The sequence below is a fragment of the Clostridium boliviensis genome (assembly GCF_033342255.1).
Taxonomy (GTDB): Bacteria; Bacillota; Clostridia; order Lachnospirales; family Lachnospiraceae; genus Lacrimispora; species Lacrimispora boliviensis.
Map to the genome: position 1 here is coordinate 38,428 of NZ_JAWONS010000329.1, position 24,798 is coordinate 63,225.

Here is a 24,798-nt window from a genome sequence, read left to right on the forward strand (position 1 = left end):
AAAATGAAAGAACTATTAGAGATTTTAAATGAAATTAACCCGGGGATTGATTATGAGACGGAGACAGGACTGATTGATGAAGCACTCCTTGACTCCTTTTCCATTCTCTCACTGATACCCGAGCTGGAGGATGCTTTTGGCATTACCATTACTCCTGCAGACATGGTTCCGTCCAACTTTAATTCAGCAAATGCAATGTGGAGCATGATTAATCGTCTGAAAGAGGAATAAGCCATGACCTATACTTCTATCCTTTACCTTTTCATCTTTCTTCCCGGTGTCATACTTATCTACCAGCTGGCACCGGCACGCCACAGGTATTTAGTTTTACTGGGAGCCAGCTGGCTTTTTTTTCTCTCCTTAAGCGGTACGCTTATTGTGTACCTCCTGATATCCACCCTGTCCGTCCACCATATCGGACTGTGGCTCTCCTCCTGTAAAAAGGAGCTGGATTTAACGGGCAGATCCCCGGAAGAGAAAAAAGCATTAAAAGCAGCCTGCGCCGGAAAAAGGCGGAGAATCCTCTGGTTTGGTATTGGAATCCAGCTTGGCATGCTGGTCGTTCTAAAATATTCCGGATTTTTCAGTGATAACTTCAATCATTTATTAAAGGCAGTCTCTTATCCAGCGCTTCTGCCTGTAATGAAATTTGCCCTCCCCATTGGGATTTCTTTTTATACGCTGCAGGCCGTCTCCTATCTGGCAGATGTTTATTATGAAAAAATTCCTGCCGATGACCATCTGGGCAGGCTGGCTCTTTATTTGTCCTTCTTTCCAATACTGATGGAAGGTCCCATATGCCGATATTCCCAGACAGCTAAGGCCCTTACAGAAGGGAAACCTCTGGACTATAAAAATGTAACCTATGGGTTTCAGAGAATCCTGTGGGGACTTTTTAAGAAACTTGTTATTGCAGACCGGCTGAATCTGCTTGTTGAAACCATTTTTGGATCATATAAACAATACGGAGGCATTGTGGTAATAACAGGTGCCATTCTTTATACATTTCAGCTTTACGCTGATTTTTCCGGCTGCATAGATATGACCATCGGTACCGGTGAAATCTTTGGAATATCCATTCCGGAAAACTTCCGTCAGCCATTCTTCTCCAAAAGCGCTTCGGAATTCTGGAGACGCTGGCATATTACCCTTGGCACATGGCTGAAGGACTACATCTTTTACCCTATTTCCTTAACTGCACCGGTAAAGAAATTCGGAAAAAAATCCAGGGCGAAGTTTGGTAAGCACTTCGGTCAGGTGGCAGCCTCTGCTCCTGCACTTTTGGGAGTGTGGATCTGCAATGGCTTCTGGCATGGCACCGGCTGGCATTATCTCTTTTTCGGAATGTATTACTTTGTCCTGATTATTCTGGGAAATCTCACGGAGCCTTATGTGATAAAGGCCGCCACAGCATTAAAGATCAACCGAAGCAGTCTGTTATATCAGAGCTTCCAGTCCGTAAAGCTTCTCATCATTGTCTTTACAGGAGAACTGTTTTTCCGGGCGGAAACTTTAAGGGCAGGTATTTTCATGTTCCGTTCCATCTTCACTGATTTTCATCTTTCTTCACTGACCGACGGTTCTCTTTTGAAGCTGGGACTGACTTTGCCTGATTATGCAGCTGTATTGTTGGGCTTTCTGGCAGTTCTCTTCGTTGGTGTGATTCATGAACGGGGAATTTCCATAAGAAATCATATATCAGCCTGCCGGCTGCCGCTTCGTTGGAGTCTCTACTATGGAGCAATTCTGCTCGTAATCGTCCTCGGTGCATACGGCAACGGATATTTACCGGCAAAACTGATTTATGCCGGATTTTAAGAGGTGACTGAATGCAGGAAGGAAACAAAATAAAAACCATATCATTTATCATTGGACTCATCATCCTTTTATATATCATGTCCTTATTGTTTATGCCGGTGAATACCGGAGCAGGAGGACTTTACAAAAAAGCCGGCGGTATATCGAAAGAACCGGTAAATACCATTGATTATCTGGCTATCGGAGACAGTGAATGCAGCACCAGCATCTCACCCATGGAAATCTGGAATTCCTATGGCTACGCGGGATACAACTGCGGCGTACCAGGTCAGAGGCTCCAGGATACCTACTATCTGTTAAAGCGGATATTAAATAAGCAGTCTCCTAAAGTGGTGCTTTTGGAAACCAACGCCAGTTTCCGGGATTTCAAATACATCAATGCTCTGGAAACAAGAGTTGATGAGAAAACAAAGAAGCTGTTTCCCATCTATCAATACCACAATAACTGGAAATATTTTCATTTATATATGCTGAAAAATATCAGTACAAAAGCAACTAAAAAACCATCCTCTGTATACAAGGGCTATCAGCGCAATACAATTACCAGACCTTATACTGGCGGTCCCTATACAACAGAGACCGACAAGGTACATCAGATCGGGGATCAGCCCGGTTTCTACTTAAAAAAAATCATGGACTTATGTAATGAGAAAGGGATACGGCTGATCTTGTACAGTTCTCCTTCTCCCAAATGCTGGTCCTATGCCAAACACAATGCAATGAAACAATTCGCAGATAAAAATGGTCTTGATTATGTAGATCTTAACCTTTCCTTAGACCGTTTATCCATTGACTGGAATCAGGATTCCAGAGACAGCGGAGATCATATTAACTATTACGGAGCAAAAAAAGTATCTGCTTATCTGGGAAATTATTTATCCGGACAAAACCTGCTTACCGACCACCGGCAGGATTCTTCCTATGCTGCGTGGAACCTGGAACTGAAGCAGTATCTGGCAGATGGCAGTAATAACAAAGAGTAAGAGCATGCCCTGCAGTTTAAGACCGCAGGGTATGCTTTTTCTTATTTTATCATTCCTGTCTGTAATAAGATAGGAAATGTGTCAGACGCTCACAGGCAGATTTGAGCTGATCCATCTTAGGCAGGTAAACAACGCGGAAATGATCCGGTTTTTCCCAGTGGAAGCCGCCGCCATGTGTCAGCAGGATCTTCTGGTCCTTCAAAAAATCCAGCACGAATTTTTCGTCATCTTTGATTCCGAATCGTTTCGTATCAATTTTCGGAAATACGTAAAATGCAGCTTTCGGTTTTGTTGCAGTTATTCCCGGAATCTGGTTGAGTGCCTGATAGATATATTCCCTCTGTTCATAAATTCGTCCGCCTGGTGCCAGAAGTTTCTTCGTCTCCTCTTCCATCTCTAGAGCCGTTCCGATTACAGACTGGGCCGGAACGTTAGAGCACAGCCTCATGGAGGACAGTAGATTAATGCCTTCCACATATCCCTTTGCAAAGGATTTGTCTCCGCAGAGACTCATCCAGCCGCAGCGGTATCCAGCAATTAAATGGGATTTTGACAGTCCGTTAAATGTGATAGTCAAAAGATCCGGAGCCAGGGAGGCAATGGAGGTATGGGTCAGTCCATCGAGCACCAGTCTGTCATAGATTTCATCTGCAAAAATGATCAGGCCATTTTCGCGGCACACCTTCACAATTTCCTCTAAAAGTTCTTTGGAATAAAGTGTACCAGTAGGATTATTGGGATTAATCACCACAATCCCCTTGGTCCGGTCTGTGATTTTACTTTTAATATCATTGATGTCCGGATACCAGTCTGCAGATTCATCACAGATGTAATGAACTGCCTTTCCTCCTGCCAGTGTCACAGAAGCGGTCCATAAAGGATAATCTGGAGATGGAACCAGGATCTCATCTCCAGAATCCAAAAGCCCCTGCATGGACATGGTTATTAGTTCACTGACTCCGTTTCCAGTATATACGTCATCAATTCCCACTTCATGAATTCCTTTTTTCCGGCAATACGTTACGATGGCTTCTCTTGCGGAAAACAGTCCCTTGGAATCAGAATAGCCTTCTGTATTGATTAAATTATCATTCATCTTTTTTAAAAGCTTATCCGGCGCCCGAAATCCAAAGGGAGCCGGGTTGCCGATGTTCAGCTTTAAAATATCAATCCCCTGTGCGGACATTCGGTTGGCCTCATCCATCACCGGTCCTCTGATGTCATAGCATACATAATCCAGCTTCTTCGATTTTTCAAATTTTCTCATAATACTTTCCCTCTTTCCTTAATTTAGCATAAAAAAAGGCCCCAAGCGTTGATACGCTTAGGGCGAATATACATCCGTGTTACCACCTAAATTCAGAGAAATCTCTGCACTCCATACAGTACTGACATACCGCGTCCCTGTAACGTGGGAATCCGTTGAAGCCTACTTGGGAAACTTCCCGTTGGGTTCAAAGCTCCGAGACTGCTTCCATATACTTCAATAAAGGTTCACACCAGCCACCTTCTCTCTGAAATTCTCCGTATATGTACTATTCCTCTTCATTGCCTTTTCACTATTTTCGAAATAATAACACAGCAAAATGGAATTGTCAATAGAATTTCTCATCTCACTGTATCTTCTTTGCAAAATCCGATGCACTCATCAATCCAGGCTATGATATTCTCCTGCCGCATAATAGCACCGCGAAGCACAAGAAAATCCCCGAATCTGTCTGAGTCATGGGGGGGAACCTGGGGATACTGTTCAAATCTCTTTTTTAATGTATTCAGCCGGCTGTAATGCTGCAGCCGCTGATTCTCCAAAAGATAAATTCTTGTTTTCACATCAAGATTGCCTGAAAAATACATCCGGAGTCGGAATATATCTTTGGGCGTCTTTTGAATCTTTTCATCCTTATGAAGCCATTTTATAAAATCCCTATATCCATCCTCAGTAATGGTATAACGTTTTGCTTCCAGAATCTCTCCGCTGATTTCAATATCGTAATTGACAAGTCCTTCTTCATTTAATTTTTTCAGTTCCGGATAAATCTGGCTATGATTGGCATACCAGAATTCTGCCAATTCATAATTAAATTCTTTGGCAATTTCATAGCCGGTCATAGGGTGACGGCATAATAGCCCTAATATGGCATATTTTAAACTTCTCATTTCATTTTCCCCATTTTTTTTAAATTCTAGTTATAACTATAGCAAATATGGAAAATATGTCAATATAACAGTATAAAACAAAAACGTAAAATTATACATGTTTATATTGACATGTTTTGTCGATCATGGTATAAACATTGTTATAATAATCACAATTAGGAGGGGTAACATGAACTACAACAAAAAAAGATGGCTGATCCTGACCGCCAGCTGCTTCATCAACCTGTGCATCGGTTCTTTGTATGCATGGAGTGTTCTTTCAGTGCCAATGGCTGAACATTTAAGTCAGTTAACAGGAATTACACTGACAGCCAGAGATTTATCCATTGTATTTGTAATTGCCAACGCAGTCGGTCCAATTACCATGATCACCGGAGGTACCATTAACGATACTCTGGGGCCAAAATTAGTGGTCTTAATTGGAGGAATCATGTTCGGCGGCGGTATGTTCCTGTCAGGTTATGCCACTAGCGTAAACTTTTTAATCGGAACTTACAGCCTTTTACTGGGATTAGGTCTTGGAATGGTATATGGTGCGACAATCAGTACATCCATCAAGTTCTTCCCTGACAAGAGAGGTCTTGTGGGCGGACTTACCACAGCAACATTTGGAATAAGTTCCGTCATTATTCCACCCATCGCAGCCATGATTATATCAACAACAGGAGTTACTTCTGCATTTAAAATAATTGGTGCTGTTTTCACAGTTGTTATCTGTCTCAGTGCGATGTTTATGGAGAAATGCCCTGCTAATTTCGTTCCTGAAGGTTATACACCGCCTTCAACCAGTAAACAGGCAGCCATTAATAAAAACTGGAAAGAGATGCTGCAAATGCCTGTTTTCTACATCATGATTGTACTGCTCACCTGCGGAGCATTCGCTGCCCTGATGTTTATTCCAATGGCTTCCCCTCTGGCTCAGAATATTGTGGGAATGTCAGTGGTTTCTGCTACTGCTGCTGTTTCTACTCTGGCCTTATTTAATGTACTGGGCAGAATCCTTGCAGGCTCTGTCTCCGACAAAATCGGACGTATCAACACCCTGGCTCTTGCCTGTATGATGTCTATAATCGGTCTGATCATGCTTTATTTCTGCAATAAGGGAGATGTGGTTTTATTTTATATTGCCATCTCAATTATTGGTATCTGCTTCGGATCTTTCATGGGAGTATTCCCTGGCTTTACTGCCGACCAGTTCGGACCGAAAAACAACAGTGTCAATTACGGAATCATGTTTATCGGATTCGCTTTGGCAGGTACAGTAGGACCAATCGTTTTAAATAAGATTTTTGCTGCTACCGGAAGCTATAAAAATGCATTCCTGACAGCATTAATCATCTCGCTGATTGGACTTGTGCTCACATTCATCTTTACACGTATGAAAAAATCACAAACGAACTAAATTATCATGTTCCGATATAAAATGCGTCCTGACCGGGGTGATTTCCCTGGCAGGACGCATTTTTATTATTCGGTCAATGTACCTGTTCCACCTCAACGGGAAATACAATTCCAGCCATTCTCCTGGCTTCTGTCTGAATTTCACATACGCACAGGCTGTGGTCCAGATATTGGTAACAGGTGTTTAAATCCCCTCTGTGAATCATATTTTCAAACTCCAGAAATTCGCAGATCATTCTATGACCGTATGAATGATTCTTCACCGTCTTTTGTGTACCGTCATTGAGAACCATACGAATTCCCTGGCATAGATTTGCCGGACTGTCCTGAATTAAATAACCCTTGTCCCCCAAAATGGCACAGGAACAGGGTGCACTGCAGTCTTTTGCTCCGGTCAGCGTGCACTGAAAGCTGCCGTAATCCAGCAAAAGCACCCCGGAAGTATCAATCCCCCTTTCTATATTGGGGAAATAATGAATGGATGAAGGCTTTCCGAAAAGTCCGGCAGTATAATGAATATTGTAGATATTAATATCCATCAGTGCACCTCCGGCGCATGCAGGGTCAAAGGCAGGAAGTATTTCCCCCTGTTTGAAACGGTCATACCTTCTGGAGTATTGGGAATAGCTGCACTGCACAAGCCGGATCGTTCCCAGCTCAGGAAGGAATTCCTTTACACGCCTGTAATCAGGCTGATGAAGTGTGGTTACTGCTTCAAACAAAAACAGTTTTTTCTCCCTGGCTGTCCTGCTTAAAGCCATGGCCTGTTCCACAGCCGGAGTAAATGGTTTCTCTACAATCACATTCTTTCCTGCCAAAAGCGCCCGATAAGCATAGGAATAATGAAGGTGGTTTGGCAGGGCAAGATATACCGTATCAGCTTCACTCCTTAAAACGTCCTCATAATCGGTAAAAACCTGGTTAATGGAATATTCCTGCGCGAGCATCCGGGCTTCCTTCTCACTTCTTTTTGTACTGCAAAGAGCGTACATCTCAGTCTTTTCAAGATGATGGGCAATGGATAAAAATTCCTGTGCAATGATTCCTGTGCCTATGATTCCCAGCTTCATAGCCCGTTCTCTCCTGCTTTACTTAACTCACCTGTTACGGAATCTATCACCAGTCCGTAAACACGGATCTCTTCCGGTACTAATGGATGACAGCGTATCAGTTCCACCGATTTCTTAATGGACTGTTCCAGATCCTCAAATCCGCCCAGCCATGACTCAAAATCAATCCCATAATACTTAATTAAATCTATGTCTTTCTGCGTGATTCCCCGTTCCTTCATCTTTTCTATCATTTTAACGCTGTCCGTATGCCTGGCTCCGCAATCTGTATGTCCTATTACTAAAATCTCTCTGACATCCAGCTCATAGATTCCGATTAACAGACTTCTCATAACACTTCCGAATGGGTGGGATATCACCCCTCCCGCATTTTTAATAATTTTTGCATCTCCGTTTTTTAATCCAAGTGCTGCAGGGAGCAGCTCTGTCAGCCTTGTATCCATACAAGAAACGATTGCGGTTTTCTTTTGCGGATACTTATTTGCGATATACGTTTCATAGCTTTTATTCTTTACAAATTCTCTGTTAAATTCCAGTATTTCTTCTAGCATATTCCGCCATTCTCCTTTTATGTATCATATATTATTGGTACGATAAACTCTCCATATCACACCCGTTCCCGGAATAAAAAGATTGGGATCCTCCTCAATATTTATCCCCATGTCAACGATATACATAGATCCATCGGGGCCGAACAGTACATGGCTTGGTCTTTCAAGTCCGCCTCCCTTTGAGAGGGAAGCAGGAAATCCGCTTAAATTAATGGCAAAAGTACTGATCGTCCTTGCCCTCATATCAATTCTGGAAATCCGGTGACCTGCACCGGCATAGGCCTGACCGTCTCCTAACCTAGTTCGTATGGTACTTCCGTACTCTGCAACATAAACATCTCCATATGGACCGAATTTCTGATCATAGTTAAAGTCAAAGCTCATCAGCGTTGAATTGGGCTGAAAAGTGACATAAGGCCTGGGCGGAATGTTAGGTTGATTTTTTAAGATAAGCGTAGGCTGATAGCCTCCTGACGGCGTAAATCGGGGGGAATCAACTGGTTCTCCTCCGGAATAATCCGGCCAGCCATACCACAGATCGGGCGTGATATAATAAAAATCATCAGTTGCATTCTCAATGGGCCTGCTGCCTACCGGATTAAATCCGTTATTTACAGCATATAACTGGCCGCTGTTATTGAACTTTAGGAAAAGGGGATTACGAAATCCCCAGGCAACCTGCTCTATATTGGAACCGTCTAAGTTTGCTCTTAAGATACTGCCTGATGCCTTAATATATTTCTTTCTCATTTCAAACTCGATGTTTGGAATCCCATAGGGAGAAAAAGCACCGGTAACTGCTGAATCAGCCGTCACTGCTTCTGTCAGAATATTATCGGTTACAAAATTCTGACCGTTTAAAATGACATAATCTCCGGTATAATCACACAGCAAAGGAGAAATCGTAACCCATTCGTTGTCATTGCCAACTACACCGCTGTTGGTAACGGTGCCCTGTCCGAAATAGATCTTATAGTCCGGAGAAAATGCAACCGGACCATTGTAATGATCACCATTGCTTGGCAGCCCCATAATAATGTTCTGCCTTGTACCATCCTTGAATATTCTGGTCACAAAGCCTCTGTGTGATACATACAGAACCCCATTTAAATAATTAATGCCGGAAATGGGTATCACGAAATCTTCGGCGATTAATTCCAGTTCACCGTTCACTACTTTCAGTATCTGGGGATTACCGGTAGCAAGACCGGAATCAGCAATAAAAAGGTTCCCTTCCTCATCAAAAACAATACCTGCCGGTGCATTGAGACCCTCTGAAAACACTTCGATCCCATACCCTTTTACTACGTAAATATCTGCAGGATTCAGATAACGCGGGGAAGCAGAATCGCTGTCATTGCAAGAGTGAATCCTTCTTCCATTATTTTCTCGAAACATTCACTTCACCTGATATTTTTTACTATTATATTCATAATACCAGAAAATATCAATCTTGTTTGGCTGTATCCATGTTTAATAACGGCAGATACGCTTCATATCCCTCTGCTTTCATCTGATCTTTCGCAATAAATCTTAAAGCTGCACTGTTGATGCAGTAACGCAGACCCCCCAGTTCTTCGGGACCATCTGTAAAAACATGCCCCAGATGAGCATCTCCCAGGCTGCTGCGAACCTCTGTGCGCTGTCTTCCAAAGCTTCTGTCATCCAGTTCCCTGATCAGGTCCTGAGTCAGAGGTCTTGAAAAGCTCGGCCAGCCGCAGCCTGATTCAAATTTATCGCAGGATAGGAAAAGAGGCTCCCCTGTCGTCACATCAACATAGATTCCTTCCCTGAATTCATCATAATATTCATTTTGGAAGGCAGGTTCTGTTGCACTGTTCTGTGTCACCTCAAACTGGGTTTCTGTCAGACTGTTTCGCAGTTCATTCTGGGATTTGGGAGGGAATTTTCTGCTTTTATCCTCTGCAAGCTTTGCCTTTTCGAATTTATCACCGGATATATGACAGTACCCTTCCGGATTCTTATCAAGGTATTTCTGATGGTATTCCTCCGCTTTGTAATAGTTGATCAGAGGAAGACGTTCAATGGCTATCTTCTCTTTATACTTCGTTTGAAGCGATTCAATCGACTGCTCAATGACCGGTTTATCCCCTTCATCCGTATAATAAATACCGGTTCTGTACTGGGAACCGGTATCTCCGCCCTGGCGGTTTATACTAACCGGATTAATCACATCATAATAAAGTTCCAGAATATAGGGCAGTCCGATAATGGAATCGTCATATTCCACTTTAACAGTCTCCGCATGTCCTGTATTGTTATGGCAGACCTCTTCATAAGTGGGATTTTCTGTTGTTCCATTGGCATACCCCACTTCTGTTGTTGAAACGCCAGAAACATTTTCTAAGTATTTTTCTGTTCCCCAGAAACATCCTCCTGCTAAATATATCTCTTTTTTCATAATAATCACCTTTCTGTATTTATAGAATCAAACAGATGATACTGCTCCATCAGTTCCAGACAGGACTTTAAAATCTCTGCTGTCATTCCCCAGATCACCCATGTGTCATACCGGTAAAATAAAATATCGCGGGTTCCTTTCCTCCAGGTATACTGATTGCCTCCGGGAATCCACTCATAGGGGAAATCTTTGGGCGGCTCTGTAACCAGACTGCTTTCATATGATTCGGGTGTTGTATTTCTTAAATAATCCAGAGGTACCTTTATGATCTCCCCTACTTCATCTGTACTGAAAGTGTCCTGATAATCTTTGAGTACACCGATAAATGAATGAATAATCAGACGAAAGGGGGAGAGATAGATGTCTCCAGGTCCCAGAACCTCAATCTGACCGGCAGTAACGCTTAATTCCTCCATAGTTTCCCTTACCGCACATGCTAAAAGTGTTTCACCCTGCTCCAGCTTTCCTCCAGGAAAGCAGATCTCATCTGGCTGATGTTTTAAATTGCTGGAGCGTTTTTCAAATAACAGATACTTTGCTCCGTCAACTGTGAGAATAGGAATAAAGACCGAATACCTGGTGTATTTCTCATCCTCAATGATACCAGGCTTTCTTTGGGAAAATAACTGCTTATTCAAAACGGCCACCTCCTTTATGCTATGAGAATTATAGCATCTTTTCATGCTTCTTACAATATGAGAAAGCAATACACCAAATAATCGAATAGTTTTTTTCCGACAAGCATAAAATGCAGTAATTCAATAATGATGGAGAAACCTCTATGACCTCGAAAGAAACCTATGTTCAATGTTCTCTTCAGTATAATCTCTTCTGGATCCGCATTCTAAAGGAGCACGCTATATTTATTGAGGCTACCATGCCCCCTCCCGGAAAAGAATATGCAGACCAGGCAGATACCTACAAACAGCAGTATGATAAGCTCCTGGAAGTAACCATTAAACTTTCAAATGGTGCCATCCCTTTAAGTGTGCTGGAATCCGGCCAGTATTATACCCAATATACAGAAGAAGCAGAACGGCTGGCGCAGCAAAGCACCGGAGTAATTGTTAATTCCCAGCTAACCCGTATGACCTATGACATTAAGCCCTGCAGCGACGGTTTTTCGGCAACCACTAAAATGGAACAGGATGTTTTCATGCTGAATCAGAATCTTTTAAATCTGACCACTTCTTTCGTTCAGTTTCAGGCAGATCTTTTAAATAAGCGTGTATCCTGCGGTCTTTTTACCATGATGTTTACCGCTGATATTTTACATATTCTCATGGAAGCCAAACGATATCTTGAAATTCTAAAACGGCTTCAGAGCAGGGACACCGCCCTGATTACTGATTATAAATCATTCTGGTCGCAGAATATGGCCGGTCACGCAAAGGTGATGCGTGGAGAATTTGACCCAACGGAAACAGCCTATTTCAATGCTGCCAACCAGTTTGCCAATACCTTTGATCTGCTGAGCAAAGCGGAATCGCAGCCGGAAACCTTCCCCTCCGACCGGGAAATTCTTTCTGATGCCATTGCGATCAGCGATTTTAAGTCGGACACCACCTGCGGGCTTATTACCTGTAAAATCCAGGCTATTATGCTTTCCCTTTATACCGACCATCTTTTAAGAGAGGCAAATCATTTTATATATCTTATGTATGAAGGAAGCTGATAAATTAACAAGCGTGAATAAAGCACAAAAATGCGTCCTGATCTAAGACGCATTTTTGTGCTTTTCTTTTAAGACGCTGTATTGGCAGGAAAATATTTCTCCGCAATTTTTTGTGCTGTTCTGGTGGCGAGTGCCTGGGTGGTGAGTGTGGGATTGGGACCGCCCAGTCCGTTGCACAGAACACTGTTATCAGCGATAAAGAGACGTTTGACCTGTAATGCCTCACAATTGGAATCTGTAACAAATCCAATTCTCATGGTACTCATAATATGGACGCTGACATCCGGCGGCCAGTCGGACCGGCTGACTGTTTTTGCTCCTGCTTTCTTTAAAAGCTCAGCGGCCAGCCCCACCAGCTGGTCTCTCCTTTCCCTGTCAGCCTCACTGATCTCATAACTGATAATGGGAACGTAGCCATTCTCGTCCATTCGCTCCGGATCAAGTGTTACTCCGTTTTTCTGGTTAACATCGTCATCAGAAAATACCACAATGCTGAGAGTTCTCTGATAATTGCGCATGAATTCTTTTAAAAGCTGTCCTGCAATGATGCCCTCCCTGTCCCATGGTTCCTCTTCTTTGGTCTGGTTCTGGAAATAATACCCCTTCTGGCTTGTTCCGTATACCATGGAAGCATAGATGCCAGGGCTTGTTCCAAAGGGTTCAAATGCCCCAAGTCCCGGATAGTCCAGTCTCGCCGCGGAGTTTTGCCCTACGTAGGGCTTTACATCCGACATTCCCAGAACTTTCATCAGATCTTCTTCTTCAAAGATACCTGATACACAGTCAATCATATGAGTAGTCATTCCTCTGCCCACCCATTTGTTTTCAGGAAGATTGGAATTTAACCACAGTCTGGGGGATTCAATGGCACCGGCAGATAAAACAATCACTTTCGCCTTACGCTCACTGACTTCTCCAGTCCAGGTATTCCTTACGGTCACACTGGCTGCGTACAATCCCTCCTGATTCTCACCGGTATGTATGGCTGTAACAAACGAGTTTGGCATAACCTCAACATTTCCCGTTGCCAGCGCATACGGAATATAGCTTACCAGCGTGGACCGCTTTGCTACACTTTCCACATTGGGACCGATGCTGCAGCCATTTATACAATGTCCTCGAAGGGTACAGCCTACGGCCTGATTATTCTCCAGATCAAAATTCGGATTACTAAGCATGGGGTTTATGCCAAGAATACCGTTGGGCTGGAGGCGGTAACCGGGCTCTGTCAGATTTGCATCACTGATATAATGAAATCCCATCTGTTTGGCACCATAAAAAAACAAATCCTCTTTGGACGTTCCAGTGGCTTCACGTACAGGAAGCGTTCCCTCAACTTTTTCATAATAGGGTATCATCTCTTCGTAGTCAATGGGCCAGTCGCTTTCAAATGCGGATGGATAGGCGCGGGGACAGTTTGCAAAATACAACAGTGTAGTTCCTCCCACACCTGCACTTTGCCAGACAAAACCGCCTTTCTCATTGATTCTCTGCCAGGGGCTTAGATTACGGTCTGCCGGTCCCCAGCGGAATTTACCCGTTATAACATCATTCATGTCATTTTCTAAATCAGTAAAAGTCCTTTTAAGCAGCCCTATATCCAGGTCATCATTACTGGAGCTCTTTTCCGATCCTGCTTCGGCATTCGGCTCTGGCCATTTACTGTTTCCATACCATGGACCAGCCTCTAAAATCAGCACTTTTAAACCCTTTTCTCCCAATTCTTTTGCTGCAACCGCACCGCCGCCGCCTGCACCGATCACAATTACATCTGCATCAAATCCGTTATCCATACGCACCTCCAACCTGATTCCCAGCCTTACTGTTTCTGTGCAAAATCATAGGCTCCTGGTATCCGGTATCCCAGGGAAGGACCCGGATATCCAATCTGTTTCCAGCTGATCGGTATATATTCCAGCACACGTAAATTCGGAGACATAAATCTGGTGGACCCGTAACCAGACCATTCAGAATAATACCCCATCATTGTGAGCCGGCTTAATGCCGGGAGTACCGGAGCGATATCCCCTGGTTTCATGGCAAGACCTGCTGGTATATAAATAATGCCATCGGAACTGGTAAGCCGGTCTATTGTTTTTAACCTGTCTTCCGGTGTTAATTTAAGAAAATAAACACCTCCGGAATCGTCTGATAAATCCGAATCTCCCCCCTTCTCCATGAGGTACTGTTTTGCAGCCAGGTTTAAAACTTCTGCCGCAGCAATTGTAAATGGCGCAGGATAGCTGTCCAGGGACATGATTAAATATTCCGCCGTATAGGACTCCAATGCTCCGTAAAACTGGATCTTTCCATACTGTTCTGCCAGATCGGGTGACTGGGGTACTATTGCATCTGCATATGCCCGGAATGTATTGACCACGTAATCGTAGACTGTAGTTTTGTCTAAAAATCCGTTGTTTAAATTCTGAATGTTTTTTTTCATTCATCCACCTGCTTTCTTCCGAAAACGCATGTTCATAAAATACTATGAAAACAGGTGGAAAAGTATCACAAAATTGTTAGCTGTCTTTGCCCATGGTAACGCAGCCACCACTAATATTATCACTTTCGCTGTGAAACAAAGATACTGGCAATAATAACACAAACTCCCACGATCTGAATGAAGCTGATTCTTTGCCCCAGCACAATATATCCCAGAATAAATGCGGTCAATGGATTCACCGGACTTAATAGAGAAACCCGGACTGGTGACAGGATTTCAATTCCCCGAAACCACAGATAATAGGCAAGTCCAGTATTGACAACTCCAAGTAAGGCAAGCCCTGCCAAATTCATAGGTGTGAGAACGGGAATGCTGCCCTCCAATAGATACACCGCCGGAATCAGAATCAGACTGCCGAAAAACAGCTGCCAGGAGGTAAATTCCATCTGGCTTACGCCCTCCGGCTTTCCCCAATATTTGGTCAGTACTACGCCAAGAGCCATTACCACAGCTCCGCATAATGCAGCTGCCACACCCCACAAATCTATGGTCATCTGCGGTTTCACAAGGAGCAGTTCCACCCCTGTAATCATCATGGCAATCGCTGCATAGGACCGTAAGGCAGGTTTTTCTTTTAATAATAGCCAGCTGAAAAGTATAACAAATATCGGCTGTACACTTCCGACGATGGAAGCTATCCCGCCAGGGAGCCGATACGCAGCAATAAATAAAAACAAGAAAAAAATTCCTATATTTAGACTCCCAAGAATGAATGACTTTAAAATCCAGATTCCTGTAGGCAGTTTCCTGTACCATAACAGTAAAAGCAGTCCTATGGGAAATGCTCTCATAAATGCCACAAAAACCGGACGCTGTATGGGAATCAACACGGAGGCAATGATGTACGTGGAACCCCAAAGTATTGGAGTCAGCATAGTAAGTAACGTATCTTTCATTTGCTTCATCTCTTAATCCTCTTATCCTTGATCTTTTATCTCATCGTTTATTATCTTAACGTTAAGATATTTTAAGAATAAAGCGCATTCCGGGTTTTGTCAAGTGTTTAAGCGCAAAGATATTTTACTTTCTTATATTTCAATGATCTGAATGGCAGACGCAACTTCCTCTGCCAAGTCATTGCTCTGCCATTCAGTATGATAATTTAAACAAACGCAGCGGTAATCTACACCATTTTTTATAAGCTGCTTTCTATAATGCACATGTCCCATAAAGTGATATGATACGTGATATTTTTCAAACAGTTCCCCATACTCCCTGCTGCCAAGAAAAGCATTAAAATAATCCCAGTCTGGCCTGGTATCTGGTACTTTAAATTCTGCTGTACCGATCATATGGGTCAGTGCAATCACGTTCTTTCCTTCACAGGCCAGAAGCTTTTCTTCCAGATCATCTCGCATTCTTTTGTGAAACTGCCGGTCAGACTCATGCCATTGTACCATGATACAATCCTGCCATATTCTCTTATTTTTTTCTCTTTTTTCAAATGCTTCAATGGTATAACCCGGATCACCAAACGAGTAATCATACCAGCCGATGGATCCGATTATACTCCAGTCCTTCTTTAACACTACGTTCTTATTACACAGACAGCCGCTTTGCTTTGCGTAGATCTCATAGATTTTTCTGGCATCCTTTATTTCCCCTTCTCTGTCCCACATATCATGATTCCCGGGAACGAAATACACAGGGATACCCACAGCCCCCTCTAATTGTTCCAGATAGGAAAGAGTCGTTTTATAATTATTTGATATATCACCTGCCACCAGCAGTATCTCAAGATTCTGCGCTTTTGTATAATTTTGAATGGTCTTTATTATAGGGTAATCTATATTTACATCCAAATGAATATCTGAAATTGCTCCGATTCTCATCTTTCGTTCTCCTTATATTTATCCTTTTGTGCATAATGGCATCTCACCAAATGCCCTTCTCCAATTTCCTGCAGATCCGGGCAGCTTTCCTGACAGTCTGCTCCCGCATCCCGGCATCTGGTTTGGAAGGGACAGCCTGTGGGGGGATTGGCCATATTGGGGATATCCCCATTTAAAAGGATGCGCTCTCCGGGTCCAGCATAAGAGCTGCTGCTATGCTGACATGCTGCCTCTGCCCACCGCTTAATTCATTGGGATATGCTCTTTCATAAGCAAAATCAAGCCCTGTTAATTCTAACATTTCCCTCACTTTTATTCGTCTTTCCTGAAAAGAGAGAGCGGTATGAAGTTTTAACGGCTCCTCGAATAGGGGTCCTGGAATACCATCTGAATCTTTCTTTTAAACTCCCGATTCTTCTGTGTTATTGGATTTCCCGAGTATATAATTTCTCCTTTAGTAGGTGTAATTACATTTGCAAGCATCTTCCCCAAAGTGGATTTCCCGCAACCGCTTTCACCTACAAGACCAAACACTTCCCCCGGGTAAATGCAAAAATCCAGTTAGCAGACTTCTGTAAATTATCTGTATAAATAATTTTACAATTTTAACGCAAAGAAATTTAACATTAAGAAACTTCACTTTGAATTTTTCTTGTGCTTTTTATTTCCAGGTGTTACACTAAAAACATGAAAAAAGATGATATTGATAACATTATTGAGCAATGGGCCAACGAACTACCGGAGCTTGATGCGTCTCCAATGGCCGTCTGGGGAAGAATTAAGAGAACTGTCAAACATTCAGAAAGGAGATTGGCAGATAATTTTTCCTTGTACCAGTTAAACAGCGGTGAATTTGACGTATTGGCAACTCTGCGGCGTTCCGGTCAGGAATTCAAATTAAAACCTACGGATTTGTATCAGTCACTTATGATCACTTCCGGAGCCATAACAAACCGGATTGATACTTTAGAGAAAAAGGGATTAGTCAAAAGAGTTCATGACAACGAAGACAGGCGGACCATCTATGTCCAGCTGACAGATGCGGGATATGAACGGATTTCCCAGGCAGTAATATCCCATACCCGGACAGAAGAGTCCTTACTGAAAGGACTGACAAAAGAAGAACTGGCCCAGTTGGACCAGTTATTGAAAAAACTTCTTTATTCTCTGGAAAATCAGTAAGACCGGCAGTGTCAGCTTATGACAGCTCTTGTGCATATGGGGGGCATCATACCTTACTTTATGCATCCGAGGTGTTTTTGTTGCAGATTATACATTAGGGTTTAGCCAAATGTATCAATCTATAATTCTAATATTTTATAAATTACTATACACAATAGCACGACTTGCAATATGTTTATAATACAAGAAAGAACAAAGCAAAACCAGAAATGACTATGTTTATGCTCTATACTTTTTATATCCCTTAAGAATTTTCTTTTCTGAACCAGTTCACTAATAAATGCTCCTATATAACCTATATATATAATAGCAGCCGATCCAACAAACATTAAATTTAACCAGCCAAGATTAATTCCATTTTTAAATACATTAAATCGTTCAAAAAAATATAGAAAACAAATTGGAAAAGCAAATAAAAAAGCAGCATTAGATACAGGTATATAATCATAACTTTCATCTATTTCAACATCAGTAAATTCATCTTTTTTATTAGATGAAAAAATATAATGCTTATTATTTTTTGCAATTAACTTCCATTTATCATAATCTATAGAAAAATTGCAATTTCTAATTCTTGGAATCACCTTATAATTCACGGCAATTGGCTTTTCTACTTTATAACAATCAGCCCAGGAATTACTTCTACATAATATTAAACCTAATCGGCTCATTTTTTCATACAATATTTCTAAATCGCAGACTCCTAAACATGAATATAAATGTATAATCCAAATATGATTACCCAACATAAAACACACACACCTTTCACAGATTACGGAACTTATGCCCCAACGGTCTCATTTTACCTTCGGTATTAAATCACGTTCTTTAATTCTATAATTAGATTTTCAATATTTCATTTCCATATATTTTCTATTAAATTATAACACAAAGATTTATTTACGCTACATTAACTTCCAATGATAATTGACATAATTTTAATATTATCTCCAACTACTATTCGGCAGAGAACTGTTGGTACTCTGCCGAATAAATAGAATATAATCCAATTATTTTCCATTTGCATATACTATTGACTTCACAGTTTCTTTGGTACCAGCTGTATAGTTTTTACTAGTTTCAATAACACGTCCAGACCAATCAAAAACTCCGTAAAAAACTCCGTATGTCGATGATGCTACATTCACCCGCACTGCATTTCCCTGATTCGTCCGTTTTCTTATATTTGAAGCAACACCCGCTTTATACGCCGAATCCAAACTTATCATAAATCCTGGTACTTGTGCATTTGGAACAAAACATAAAATCAAACCAGTCAATGCTTGTGCATCGCCCGTTTCTATCGATGAAGCTAATTGAGCTCCGTGCAGATGCTTCAGATAATAGATCGTATTTGTCTGTCCGTAGCGTGGAGCAGATAGATATGTTTTTACAATTGCCTCATTATATCCTGATGGGATGGTTACATAATTAGATGAAGGTACTCCCGCCCCCCTTGTCGTTCTAGCGTAAAATGCAGATGCATCGACAAGACCATTTTCATTTACTTGATCCTTTCTTATTGGAACCCCTTCCATGTAACAAACAATTGTATCATTGGGAGCATTATAGAACTTTTCTGTTAAGTTAGAATTTTCATTAATTTGTGTAGTTTGTTCCGGAGCCGCTTCCGCAGCGAAAGCACTAATCGTTAAATTTCCAATCATACAAACACTCAAAGTTAAAACAGCAATTATTTTACTAATCTTCATAAAGTACCTCCTCGTTCTAAATTGGTTAAGATGATTTGTTATAATACCAGGTATATAAAGCATATGTATACCCATACTTTCAATTGCTAGTTAATCAAAACCTAGTTATACCAATGGACTCAACTCCTCTCAGATAATTTTAGTTATAAACCTCCCTATATTAAATAAACGTTTTAACTCTATAATTAGTAACACTTTTTCCATATTTTAATTTTTTAGCCTCTTTAACTAAGTTTATACCCACATAAACCTCCCTATGATATCCAAAAGCTACCAACAGCTTACCCAAATCCTTTATAATTGCATGATCAGTATTCACTGGGAGTTAACCAAATGTAGATGGTGCTTTGGTTATTACCAGATTCATATGCCGCCATAACCGCCATAATCTGATGACTGATAACTTGATTCCTTGTACGGATATGCCTCCACAAAGTCAAATCTCTCCTGAGCCGCATCCTTACAGACACGTTCCAACATCCGCGTGGCTATCCCCTGTGTTCTCATGTCAGGGGCAATTACAAAACAGAATATGTATTTTATCTTTATGTCCGAATTGAGTTCCTCCAGCGGAACGTATGACATAAATCTCTGCCATCTGACGCATTCAGACAATCTGATTTCGTATTGGCGTTACACCATCCAACGATTTTATCATCACTATAAGCAAGATAACCCTGAATGTTATTGCCTTTCACATATTGATAGGCATATTTTCTTCTATTCTCTGCGATTGAAAAATCTTTGCCCGCATAGTCATCATTACACCAACACGCACAATAGCACTTATTATCACCCACATTATCATCGTGGGGTGTAATATCAAAAAAATGTATATAATCTTCTGCAAAGTCTGATGTCAGCCTGCGTATCTCAATAGCCATTCAATTCCCCCTGCCTTTCTTTCATTGCAGCATACAATTCTTCATCTGTCATATGGTTTTCTTCATTTAATAATAGAAGAATTTTTCTGTCCTTCTCTGGATAAATAATCAGCCGCTGCCACTGATAGAAATAAGGTCCGTCTCCCACATTTCTCACATAACCCATGAACTGCCTTAAAAGATAAGCTGTCGGAGTATCGTAGAAAGGATCCTGTTCCCAGAAGGGAGTATCTCCCTGTCCACGAAAGCCCAGATTCCAGATAATCCGTTCCTTTTTCTGCCTTTCAATCCCCTCTTTCCAGAGATGACGAAACAGATCCGGATGCTCTTTAAAAGAGGGATTTTTATCTGGATAGGCTCGCAGGAACATTTCTGCACCCAGAGGCTCTGCATGATGGTGGGTAATCCAAAGCCCCATGGCTGATGCTAAAGATGCATATCGTTTCGAATTGGAATCTGTACCCGGGATTACAACATTGCTTCCACAGCGAAGGAGTGCTTCAAATGCCATTTCCCAGGGATATTCTTTATTCTTCCCTCCATCCCAGTGGCTGATAGTAAATACATTGTTAACCGTTTAAATTTTTTCTTACACATAACAGGACTGGCAGAAACAATCTTTTCTTCTGCCAGCCACTCCATTTAACGCTTATCTATTAAGTTTCCTATAAGTACACTACACAGTTCTGCTCTGCCGAACGGAAAACAGCCTCCATGATATGCATGACTTCCATAACCTCTTCCAGTTGAATAAGCGGCTTTGCCCCTTCATGAATGCAGGCATTCACATTGCGGTAAAAATCCCGGATATCGGAATGTACTTCCGGCAGCGGATATTTCTTCACTGTTTCATCCGTGCGGGGAGCCATGGTTTTTGTCAAACCTGCTGCCGTTACGACCGGTACCGCATCACGTTTTTCCCAATCCGAGACCATAACAATTTCGCCGTTTAGCTTCCAGTCATGGATAACGGCGGTACCGTTTTCTCCCTGGATGTACCATCGGGGCATGGAAATAAAATTACTGGTGCCTACTTCCACTAAAAAAGTCAGCTGGTCATCAAATTGAAATAATGCGCGGAAGCCATCATCTACCGCTTCGTTGGTAACATTCGTCAACTGTGCAAAAACACTGAGGGGTTTGCGGCCGCCAAGCATCCTATTCATCTGATCCAGAAGATGCACACCCCAGTCCAATACCATGCCGCCGCCATGCTCTTTCTGGTTTCGCCAGTCTCCCGGTATTCCGCGGGAGCCATGTACGCGGCTCTCAATATTAAAAATCCTGCCCAGCGACTGCCGGTCATACAGCTGTTTTATGATCAGATAATCCTCATCCCAGCGGCGGTTTTGATGTACCGTGAACAATACCCCCATCTTTCTTGAATAATCAGTCATCTGTGCCAGTTCTTCCCTGTTTAGTGCCACAGGTTTTTCACAGACTACATGCTTTCCCGCACTCATGACCGCGAGTGCAACAGGTAAATGGGTATCATTTGGAGTCGCAATGGTTACTGCTTCCACTGTTATGTCATTCAGCAATTCCTGCTGCGACTCATAGACATGTATTCCGTCCGCAGCCGCAGCTTCCCTGCGGACAGGATCAATGTCCCAGATACCGCACAGACTGGTTTCAGTTATTTCGTTAAGCATACGGGCATGCCAGCTTCCCATGCCGCCGTATCCAATCAAGGCAATATGTAGTTTTTTCTTTTCCATAATCGAATGTTCTCCTGACTTTTAGTTCCACCACGCCTTTGCAGGACGGTCGTGAATAATGATGTCCTTTAAGAAGTCAATGGCTTTTTCAAGTCCCTCCTCAACGGACATGAAAGCATCTTCATGTTCAATACTGATGGCCCCGTCATAACCGATCAGCCGCAAAGCAGAGATGATCTCCTTCCATTCATCCGCATCATGGCCCCAGCCAACGGAGCGGAATGACCAGCTGCGTTCTGATAAATCACCATAGTTTCCTGTATCCAGTACACCATTGACCTGTGTATTAGCCGTATCAATTTTAGTATCCTTTGCATGAAAATGGTAGATTGCGCCCTTGAGTGCCTTAATGGCCTCAGCCGGGCGAATTCCCTGCCAGAACAGGTGGCTGGGATCTAAGTTGGCACCGATTGCATCACCAACTGCTCTTCTTAACCGCAGCAATGTAGCAGTATTGTATACACAAAAGCCGGGATGCAGCTCCAATGCGATCTTTTTGACACCGTAATTGGCGGCCTCAGAGGCAGCTCCCTGCCAGAAAGGAATCAATACCTCATTCCATTGATAATCCAGGACATGCTGATAATCCGTCGGCCAGGAACACGTCACCCAGTTAGGATATTTTGCACCTTCATAGTCACCGGGACACCCTGAAAAACTCACCACTGTATCGACTCCCAGTTTCTCTGCCAGGCGCAGGGTCCGGGTATAATCTTCGGCAGCCAGTGCACGGATATCTGCATTGGGATGTACATGGTTGGAATGGCAGCTCAAAGCACTGATTTCCAAATTATATTTTTTCAGCATATCCTTATAAGCCGACAATCTGCTCTCACTTGAAAGCAATTCCTCTGGATTGGAATGTTTACTGCCCGGTGAGCCGCCGGTGCCAATCTCCACTGTCTGCACCCCCAGACTGCTCAGATAACGGAATGCCTCCTCTGCACTCCGGTCATATAACGGAACTGTTAATACTCCTAATTTCATACGAATTCTCCTTTCAGAAATCTACAGATTCATAATGTGTTTATAACCTTTTTCTATGCTTTGGTACGGAGATACAGCAAAATCCTCCTGCTCCAAAATACAGTGCTGTACTCCGATTTCCAATCCTTTGCATATAATCGCATTGAAATCCAGAACACCTTCGTCCAGATCCACACACTTCCTGCTTTCAAAATCCGTCATTTGCTTTAAGTGCAGCAGCCGGATACGCTTCCGCTGTTTTTCCATGTATTCCAGCACATCTACACCTGCATAAGCTGCCCAATATACATCTAATTCCAATACCACATCCTGCGGATCAGTCAATTGCATCAGTAGATCCAGAAGAAATGTACCGTCTTCCGTTTTTACAAATTCATGGGCATGGTTATGATAACCAAACGTAAAACCTGCACTGCGCACAGCCTTAGCAATCGGTGCAAGCTGTTCTGCCAGAATTTCCACATCATGGATCGTTTTAAGGGGATGATAGGGCACAATGATCGTTTTTGTCCCGATCTCCCGGTTATAGCTCAGCTCCTCATCCAAATCATTGATCAGCCGTTCCAGCGGTACATGACTGCTAATGGACTTTAAACCGTTTTCTTCCAGCAAACTGCGCATCTGGCTGGCACTCAGATCTCCATAACCCGCAAATTCCACACCGGTATAGCCAATCTCAGCAACCCTTTTTAAAACACCAGGAAAATCTACTATGGTCAGTTCACGCAATGAATAAAGCTGAATACTGAACTCCTCAATCAGACTCATAGGATACCTCCTCTTAATTTTATAATATAATCTGCCGTCCTTCTCTGGCAGATTGATAAACAGCATCTAAAATCTGTGTAACTACTGCAGCCTGCTCCGGCATTACCACCAGCTCTCCCTTACCAAGAATCGCATCAAAAAAAGTTTGTTGTTCCTTCACCTCAGGAGTTATTACATTACCCTCATAAAAAGCAGCTCCTCCTGCTTCCAGGTTTGGCTTCAGCTCATATAAACGGTCATTTTTGGTACCGTTGATTGTCAGCCCATTGAGCATATCCGCACCTGCTTTGGTACCGCACAGAACGGTTTTGGCCTCATGGACATCCAGTGAGTTAAGTGCCCAGCTTGCTTCCAGGGTAATTGTGGCTCCATCCTCCATAATGACAAACCCAAAAGCACTGTCTTCCACTGTGAAATTGTCAGGTTCCCATGGTCCCCATGCATTGGCAGGCTGTCTCTCACCATTGAGTTTATGATATATGGTACCTACCACACTTTTGGGCTTATAATTGTTCATCATCCATAATGTCAGGTCAAGTGCATGGGTGCCAATGTCGATCAGCGGTCCGCCTCCCTGCTCATATTCGTTTAAAAATACACCCCATGTCGGAACTGCCCGACGGCGGATGGCTTTCGCTTTCGCATAATATATTTCACCAAGTTCCCCGTTGGCGCATTCCTGTTTGAGGTAAATGCTGTCGGCGCGATAACGGTTCTGATAACCAATGTTCAGCAGTTTACCAGTTTTCCTGGCTGCTTCTACCATTTCCATTGCCTGGTTATAATTGATAGCCATGGGTTTTTCACACATGACATGCCTGCCGGCATTCAGTGCTGCTACCGTAATTTCACAATGGGAACGGTTGGGCGTACAAACATAAACTGCATCCAGATCCAGCTTGATCAGTTCCCTGTAATCCGTAAATACCTTAGCATCTTTTGTGCCATATTTTTTTGCAGCTTCACAGGCACGTTCTTCAACAATGTCGCAGAAAGCCACAACTTCAGCTCTGCCTTCCTGCTTAACAGACGGCAGGTGCTTACCGTTTGCAATGCCCCCACACCCTATAATTCCTAGCTTTAATGATTCCATATACCCCTTCCTTTCATTGCTCAATGTTGATTAATCCGTTAC

The 24,798-nt window shown here is 42.6% G+C and carries 29 protein-coding genes and 1 other annotated feature; of the genes, 6 read left to right on the forward strand and 23 right to left on the reverse strand.

Features of this window, described 5'->3' with window-relative positions:
- Positions 1–3: 3 nt before the first annotated feature.
- From RZO55_RS23985 to RZO55_RS23995, 3 genes are read left to right on the forward strand one after another with little or no spacing between them, the layout of a single operon-like run.
- Complete coding sequence (locus RZO55_RS23985) at positions 4–231, forward strand: phosphopantetheine-binding protein (protein WP_318066772.1); 228 nt, start codon at positions 4–6, stop codon at positions 229–231.
- Between the two features lie 3 nt (positions 232–234).
- On the forward strand, positions 235–1,818 hold the full coding sequence (locus RZO55_RS23990) for an MBOAT family O-acyltransferase (protein ID WP_318066773.1): 1,584 nt from the start codon (positions 235–237) through the stop codon (positions 1,816–1,818).
- An 11-nt stretch (positions 1,819–1,829) separates the two neighbouring features.
- Positions 1,830–2,801: a hypothetical protein gene (locus tag RZO55_RS23995; protein WP_318066774.1), complete on the forward strand. Its 972-nt coding sequence runs from the start codon at positions 1,830–1,832 to the stop codon at positions 2,799–2,801.
- A 49-nt stretch (positions 2,802–2,850) separates the two neighbouring features.
- On the opposite strand, the gene RZO55_RS24000 is transcribed toward RZO55_RS23995, so the two are convergent.
- Both RZO55_RS24000 and RZO55_RS24005 read right to left on the reverse strand, forming a co-directional pair.
- Positions 2,851–4,068, reverse strand: a complete 1,218-nt coding sequence (locus RZO55_RS24000; protein ID WP_318066775.1) for a pyridoxal phosphate-dependent aminotransferase — start codon at positions 4,066–4,068, stop codon at positions 2,851–2,853.
- A 55-nt stretch (positions 4,069–4,123) separates the two neighbouring features.
- Positions 4,124–4,359 (reverse strand) — a binding site (T-box leader).
- 50 nt (positions 4,360–4,409) lie between these two features.
- Positions 4,410–4,958 carry a PadR family transcriptional regulator gene (locus tag RZO55_RS24005; protein WP_318066776.1) on the reverse strand — a complete coding sequence of 183 codons (549 nt, stop codon included), beginning with the start codon at positions 4,956–4,958 and terminating at the stop codon, positions 4,410–4,412.
- A 169-nt stretch (positions 4,959–5,127) separates the two neighbouring features.
- Between RZO55_RS24005 and RZO55_RS24010 the strand changes: the two genes are divergently transcribed.
- Positions 5,128–6,360: an L-lactate MFS transporter gene (locus RZO55_RS24010; protein ID WP_318066777.1), complete on the forward strand. Its 1,233-nt coding sequence runs from the start codon at positions 5,128–5,130 to the stop codon at positions 6,358–6,360.
- A 73-nt stretch (positions 6,361–6,433) separates the two neighbouring features.
- Here RZO55_RS24010 and RZO55_RS24015 read toward each other — a convergent pair whose 3' ends face one another.
- Genes RZO55_RS24015 through RZO55_RS24035 form a run of 5 tightly spaced genes read right to left on the reverse strand, consistent with a single transcriptional unit; the run spans position 6,434 to position 11,040 of the window.
- A complete protein-coding gene (locus tag RZO55_RS24015; protein WP_318066778.1) occupies positions 6,434–7,429 on the reverse strand; it encodes a Gfo/Idh/MocA family protein in 996 nt (331 codons plus the stop codon).
- Complete coding sequence (locus tag RZO55_RS24020; protein WP_318066779.1) at positions 7,426–7,980, reverse strand: beta-class carbonic anhydrase; 555 nt, start codon at positions 7,978–7,980, stop codon at positions 7,426–7,428. Before RZO55_RS24020 ends, RZO55_RS24015 begins: the two co-directional genes overlap by 4 nt.
- Before the next feature lie 24 nt (positions 7,981–8,004).
- Positions 8,005–9,378 carry a PQQ-dependent sugar dehydrogenase gene (locus RZO55_RS24025; protein WP_318066780.1) on the reverse strand — a complete coding sequence of 458 codons (1,374 nt, stop codon included), beginning with the start codon at positions 9,376–9,378 and terminating at the stop codon, positions 8,005–8,007.
- A gap of 49 nt (positions 9,379–9,427) precedes the next feature.
- Positions 9,428–10,402 carry a peptide-methionine (R)-S-oxide reductase MsrB gene (gene msrB / locus RZO55_RS24030; RefSeq protein ID WP_318066781.1) on the reverse strand — a complete coding sequence of 325 codons (975 nt, stop codon included), beginning with the start codon at positions 10,400–10,402 and terminating at the stop codon, positions 9,428–9,430.
- Between the two features lie 5 nt (positions 10,403–10,407).
- Positions 10,408–11,040 carry an NUDIX hydrolase gene (locus RZO55_RS24035; protein WP_318066782.1) on the reverse strand — a complete coding sequence of 211 codons (633 nt, stop codon included), beginning with the start codon at positions 11,038–11,040 and terminating at the stop codon, positions 10,408–10,410.
- 143 nt (positions 11,041–11,183) lie between these two features.
- Here RZO55_RS24035 and RZO55_RS24040 point away from each other — a divergent pair, with 143 nt between their 5' ends.
- Positions 11,184–12,077, forward strand: coding sequence for a DUF2935 domain-containing protein (locus tag RZO55_RS24040; protein WP_318066783.1), 894 nt, complete (start codon positions 11,184–11,186; stop codon positions 12,075–12,077).
- Positions 12,078–12,145: 68 nt separating this feature from the next.
- On the opposite strand, the gene RZO55_RS24045 is transcribed toward RZO55_RS24040, so the two are convergent.
- The 7 genes from RZO55_RS24045 to RZO55_RS25990 form a co-directional block, all read right to left on the reverse strand.
- On the reverse strand, positions 12,146–13,870 hold the full coding sequence (locus RZO55_RS24045) for a GMC family oxidoreductase N-terminal domain-containing protein (RefSeq protein WP_318066784.1): 1,725 nt from the start codon (positions 13,868–13,870) through the stop codon (positions 12,146–12,148).
- A 26-nt stretch (positions 13,871–13,896) separates the two neighbouring features.
- Entirely contained in the window at positions 13,897–14,520 is a 624-nt protein-coding gene (locus RZO55_RS24050; RefSeq protein ID WP_318066785.1) for a gluconate 2-dehydrogenase subunit 3 family protein, read from the reverse strand.
- A 119-nt stretch (positions 14,521–14,639) separates the two neighbouring features.
- Positions 14,640–15,485: an EamA family transporter gene (locus RZO55_RS24055; RefSeq protein WP_318066786.1), complete on the reverse strand. Its 846-nt coding sequence runs from the start codon at positions 15,483–15,485 to the stop codon at positions 14,640–14,642.
- 123 nt (positions 15,486–15,608) lie between these two features.
- On the reverse strand, positions 15,609–16,412 hold the full coding sequence (locus RZO55_RS24060) for a metallophosphoesterase (RefSeq protein WP_318066787.1): 804 nt from the start codon (positions 16,410–16,412) through the stop codon (positions 15,609–15,611).
- Positions 16,409–16,567 (reverse strand): oligopeptide/dipeptide ABC transporter ATP-binding protein, encoded by a 159-nt coding sequence (locus RZO55_RS25985; RefSeq protein ID WP_369293255.1) that lies wholly within the window; start codon positions 16,565–16,567, stop codon positions 16,409–16,411. The genes RZO55_RS24060 and RZO55_RS25985 overlap by 4 nt, the downstream gene beginning before the upstream one ends.
- Positions 16,568–16,584: 17 nt before the next feature.
- Complete coding sequence (locus tag RZO55_RS25820) at positions 16,585–16,794, reverse strand: ATP-binding cassette domain-containing protein (protein ID WP_336624368.1); 210 nt, start codon at positions 16,792–16,794, stop codon at positions 16,585–16,587.
- Positions 16,764–16,973, reverse strand: a complete 210-nt coding sequence (locus RZO55_RS25990; RefSeq protein ID WP_369293262.1) for an ATP-binding cassette domain-containing protein — start codon at positions 16,971–16,973, stop codon at positions 16,764–16,766. The genes RZO55_RS25820 and RZO55_RS25990 overlap by 31 nt, the downstream gene beginning before the upstream one ends.
- A gap of 126 nt (positions 16,974–17,099) precedes the next feature.
- On the opposite strand from RZO55_RS25990, the gene RZO55_RS24070 reads away from it, so the two are divergent.
- Positions 17,100–17,594, forward strand: a complete 495-nt coding sequence (locus RZO55_RS24070) for a MarR family winged helix-turn-helix transcriptional regulator (RefSeq protein WP_318066789.1) — start codon at positions 17,100–17,102, stop codon at positions 17,592–17,594.
- A gap of 119 nt (positions 17,595–17,713) precedes the next feature.
- Here RZO55_RS24070 and RZO55_RS24075 read toward each other — a convergent pair whose 3' ends face one another.
- From RZO55_RS24075 to RZO55_RS24115, 9 genes are all read right to left on the reverse strand, one after another.
- Entirely contained in the window at positions 17,714–18,265 is a 552-nt protein-coding gene (locus RZO55_RS24075; RefSeq protein ID WP_318066790.1) for a hypothetical protein, read from the reverse strand.
- 339 nt (positions 18,266–18,604) lie between these two features.
- Positions 18,605–19,306 (reverse strand): hypothetical protein, encoded by a 702-nt coding sequence (locus tag RZO55_RS24080; protein WP_318066791.1) that lies wholly within the window; start codon positions 19,304–19,306, stop codon positions 18,605–18,607.
- Between the two features lie 363 nt (positions 19,307–19,669).
- The gene (locus tag RZO55_RS24085) at positions 19,670–19,813 is read right to left on the reverse strand and encodes a hypothetical protein (protein ID WP_318066792.1); all 144 of its coding nucleotides are present in this window, start codon (positions 19,811–19,813) and stop codon (positions 19,670–19,672) included.
- A gap of 38 nt (positions 19,814–19,851) precedes the next feature.
- Positions 19,852–20,190 carry a hypothetical protein gene (locus RZO55_RS24090; RefSeq protein WP_318066793.1) on the reverse strand — a complete coding sequence of 113 codons (339 nt, stop codon included), beginning with the start codon at positions 20,188–20,190 and terminating at the stop codon, positions 19,852–19,854.
- Positions 20,180–20,746, reverse strand: a complete 567-nt coding sequence (locus RZO55_RS24095) for a glycosyl hydrolase 115 family protein (RefSeq protein WP_318067104.1) — start codon at positions 20,744–20,746, stop codon at positions 20,180–20,182. The genes RZO55_RS24090 and RZO55_RS24095 overlap by 11 nt, the downstream gene beginning before the upstream one ends.
- 109 nt (positions 20,747–20,855) lie before the next feature.
- Positions 20,856–21,908, reverse strand: a complete 1,053-nt coding sequence (locus RZO55_RS24100; protein WP_318066794.1) for a Gfo/Idh/MocA family protein — start codon at positions 21,906–21,908, stop codon at positions 20,856–20,858.
- Between the two features lie 21 nt (positions 21,909–21,929).
- Complete coding sequence (locus RZO55_RS24105) at positions 21,930–22,895, reverse strand: sugar phosphate isomerase/epimerase family protein (protein WP_318066795.1); 966 nt, start codon at positions 22,893–22,895, stop codon at positions 21,930–21,932.
- Positions 22,896–22,916: 21 nt separating this feature from the next.
- Positions 22,917–23,663 (reverse strand): sugar phosphate isomerase/epimerase family protein, encoded by a 747-nt coding sequence (locus RZO55_RS24110; protein ID WP_318066796.1) that lies wholly within the window; start codon positions 23,661–23,663, stop codon positions 22,917–22,919.
- A gap of 19 nt (positions 23,664–23,682) precedes the next feature.
- Positions 23,683–24,756 (reverse strand): Gfo/Idh/MocA family protein, encoded by a 1,074-nt coding sequence (locus RZO55_RS24115; RefSeq protein ID WP_318066797.1) that lies wholly within the window; start codon positions 24,754–24,756, stop codon positions 23,683–23,685.
- Positions 24,757–24,798 lie beyond the last annotated feature (42 nt).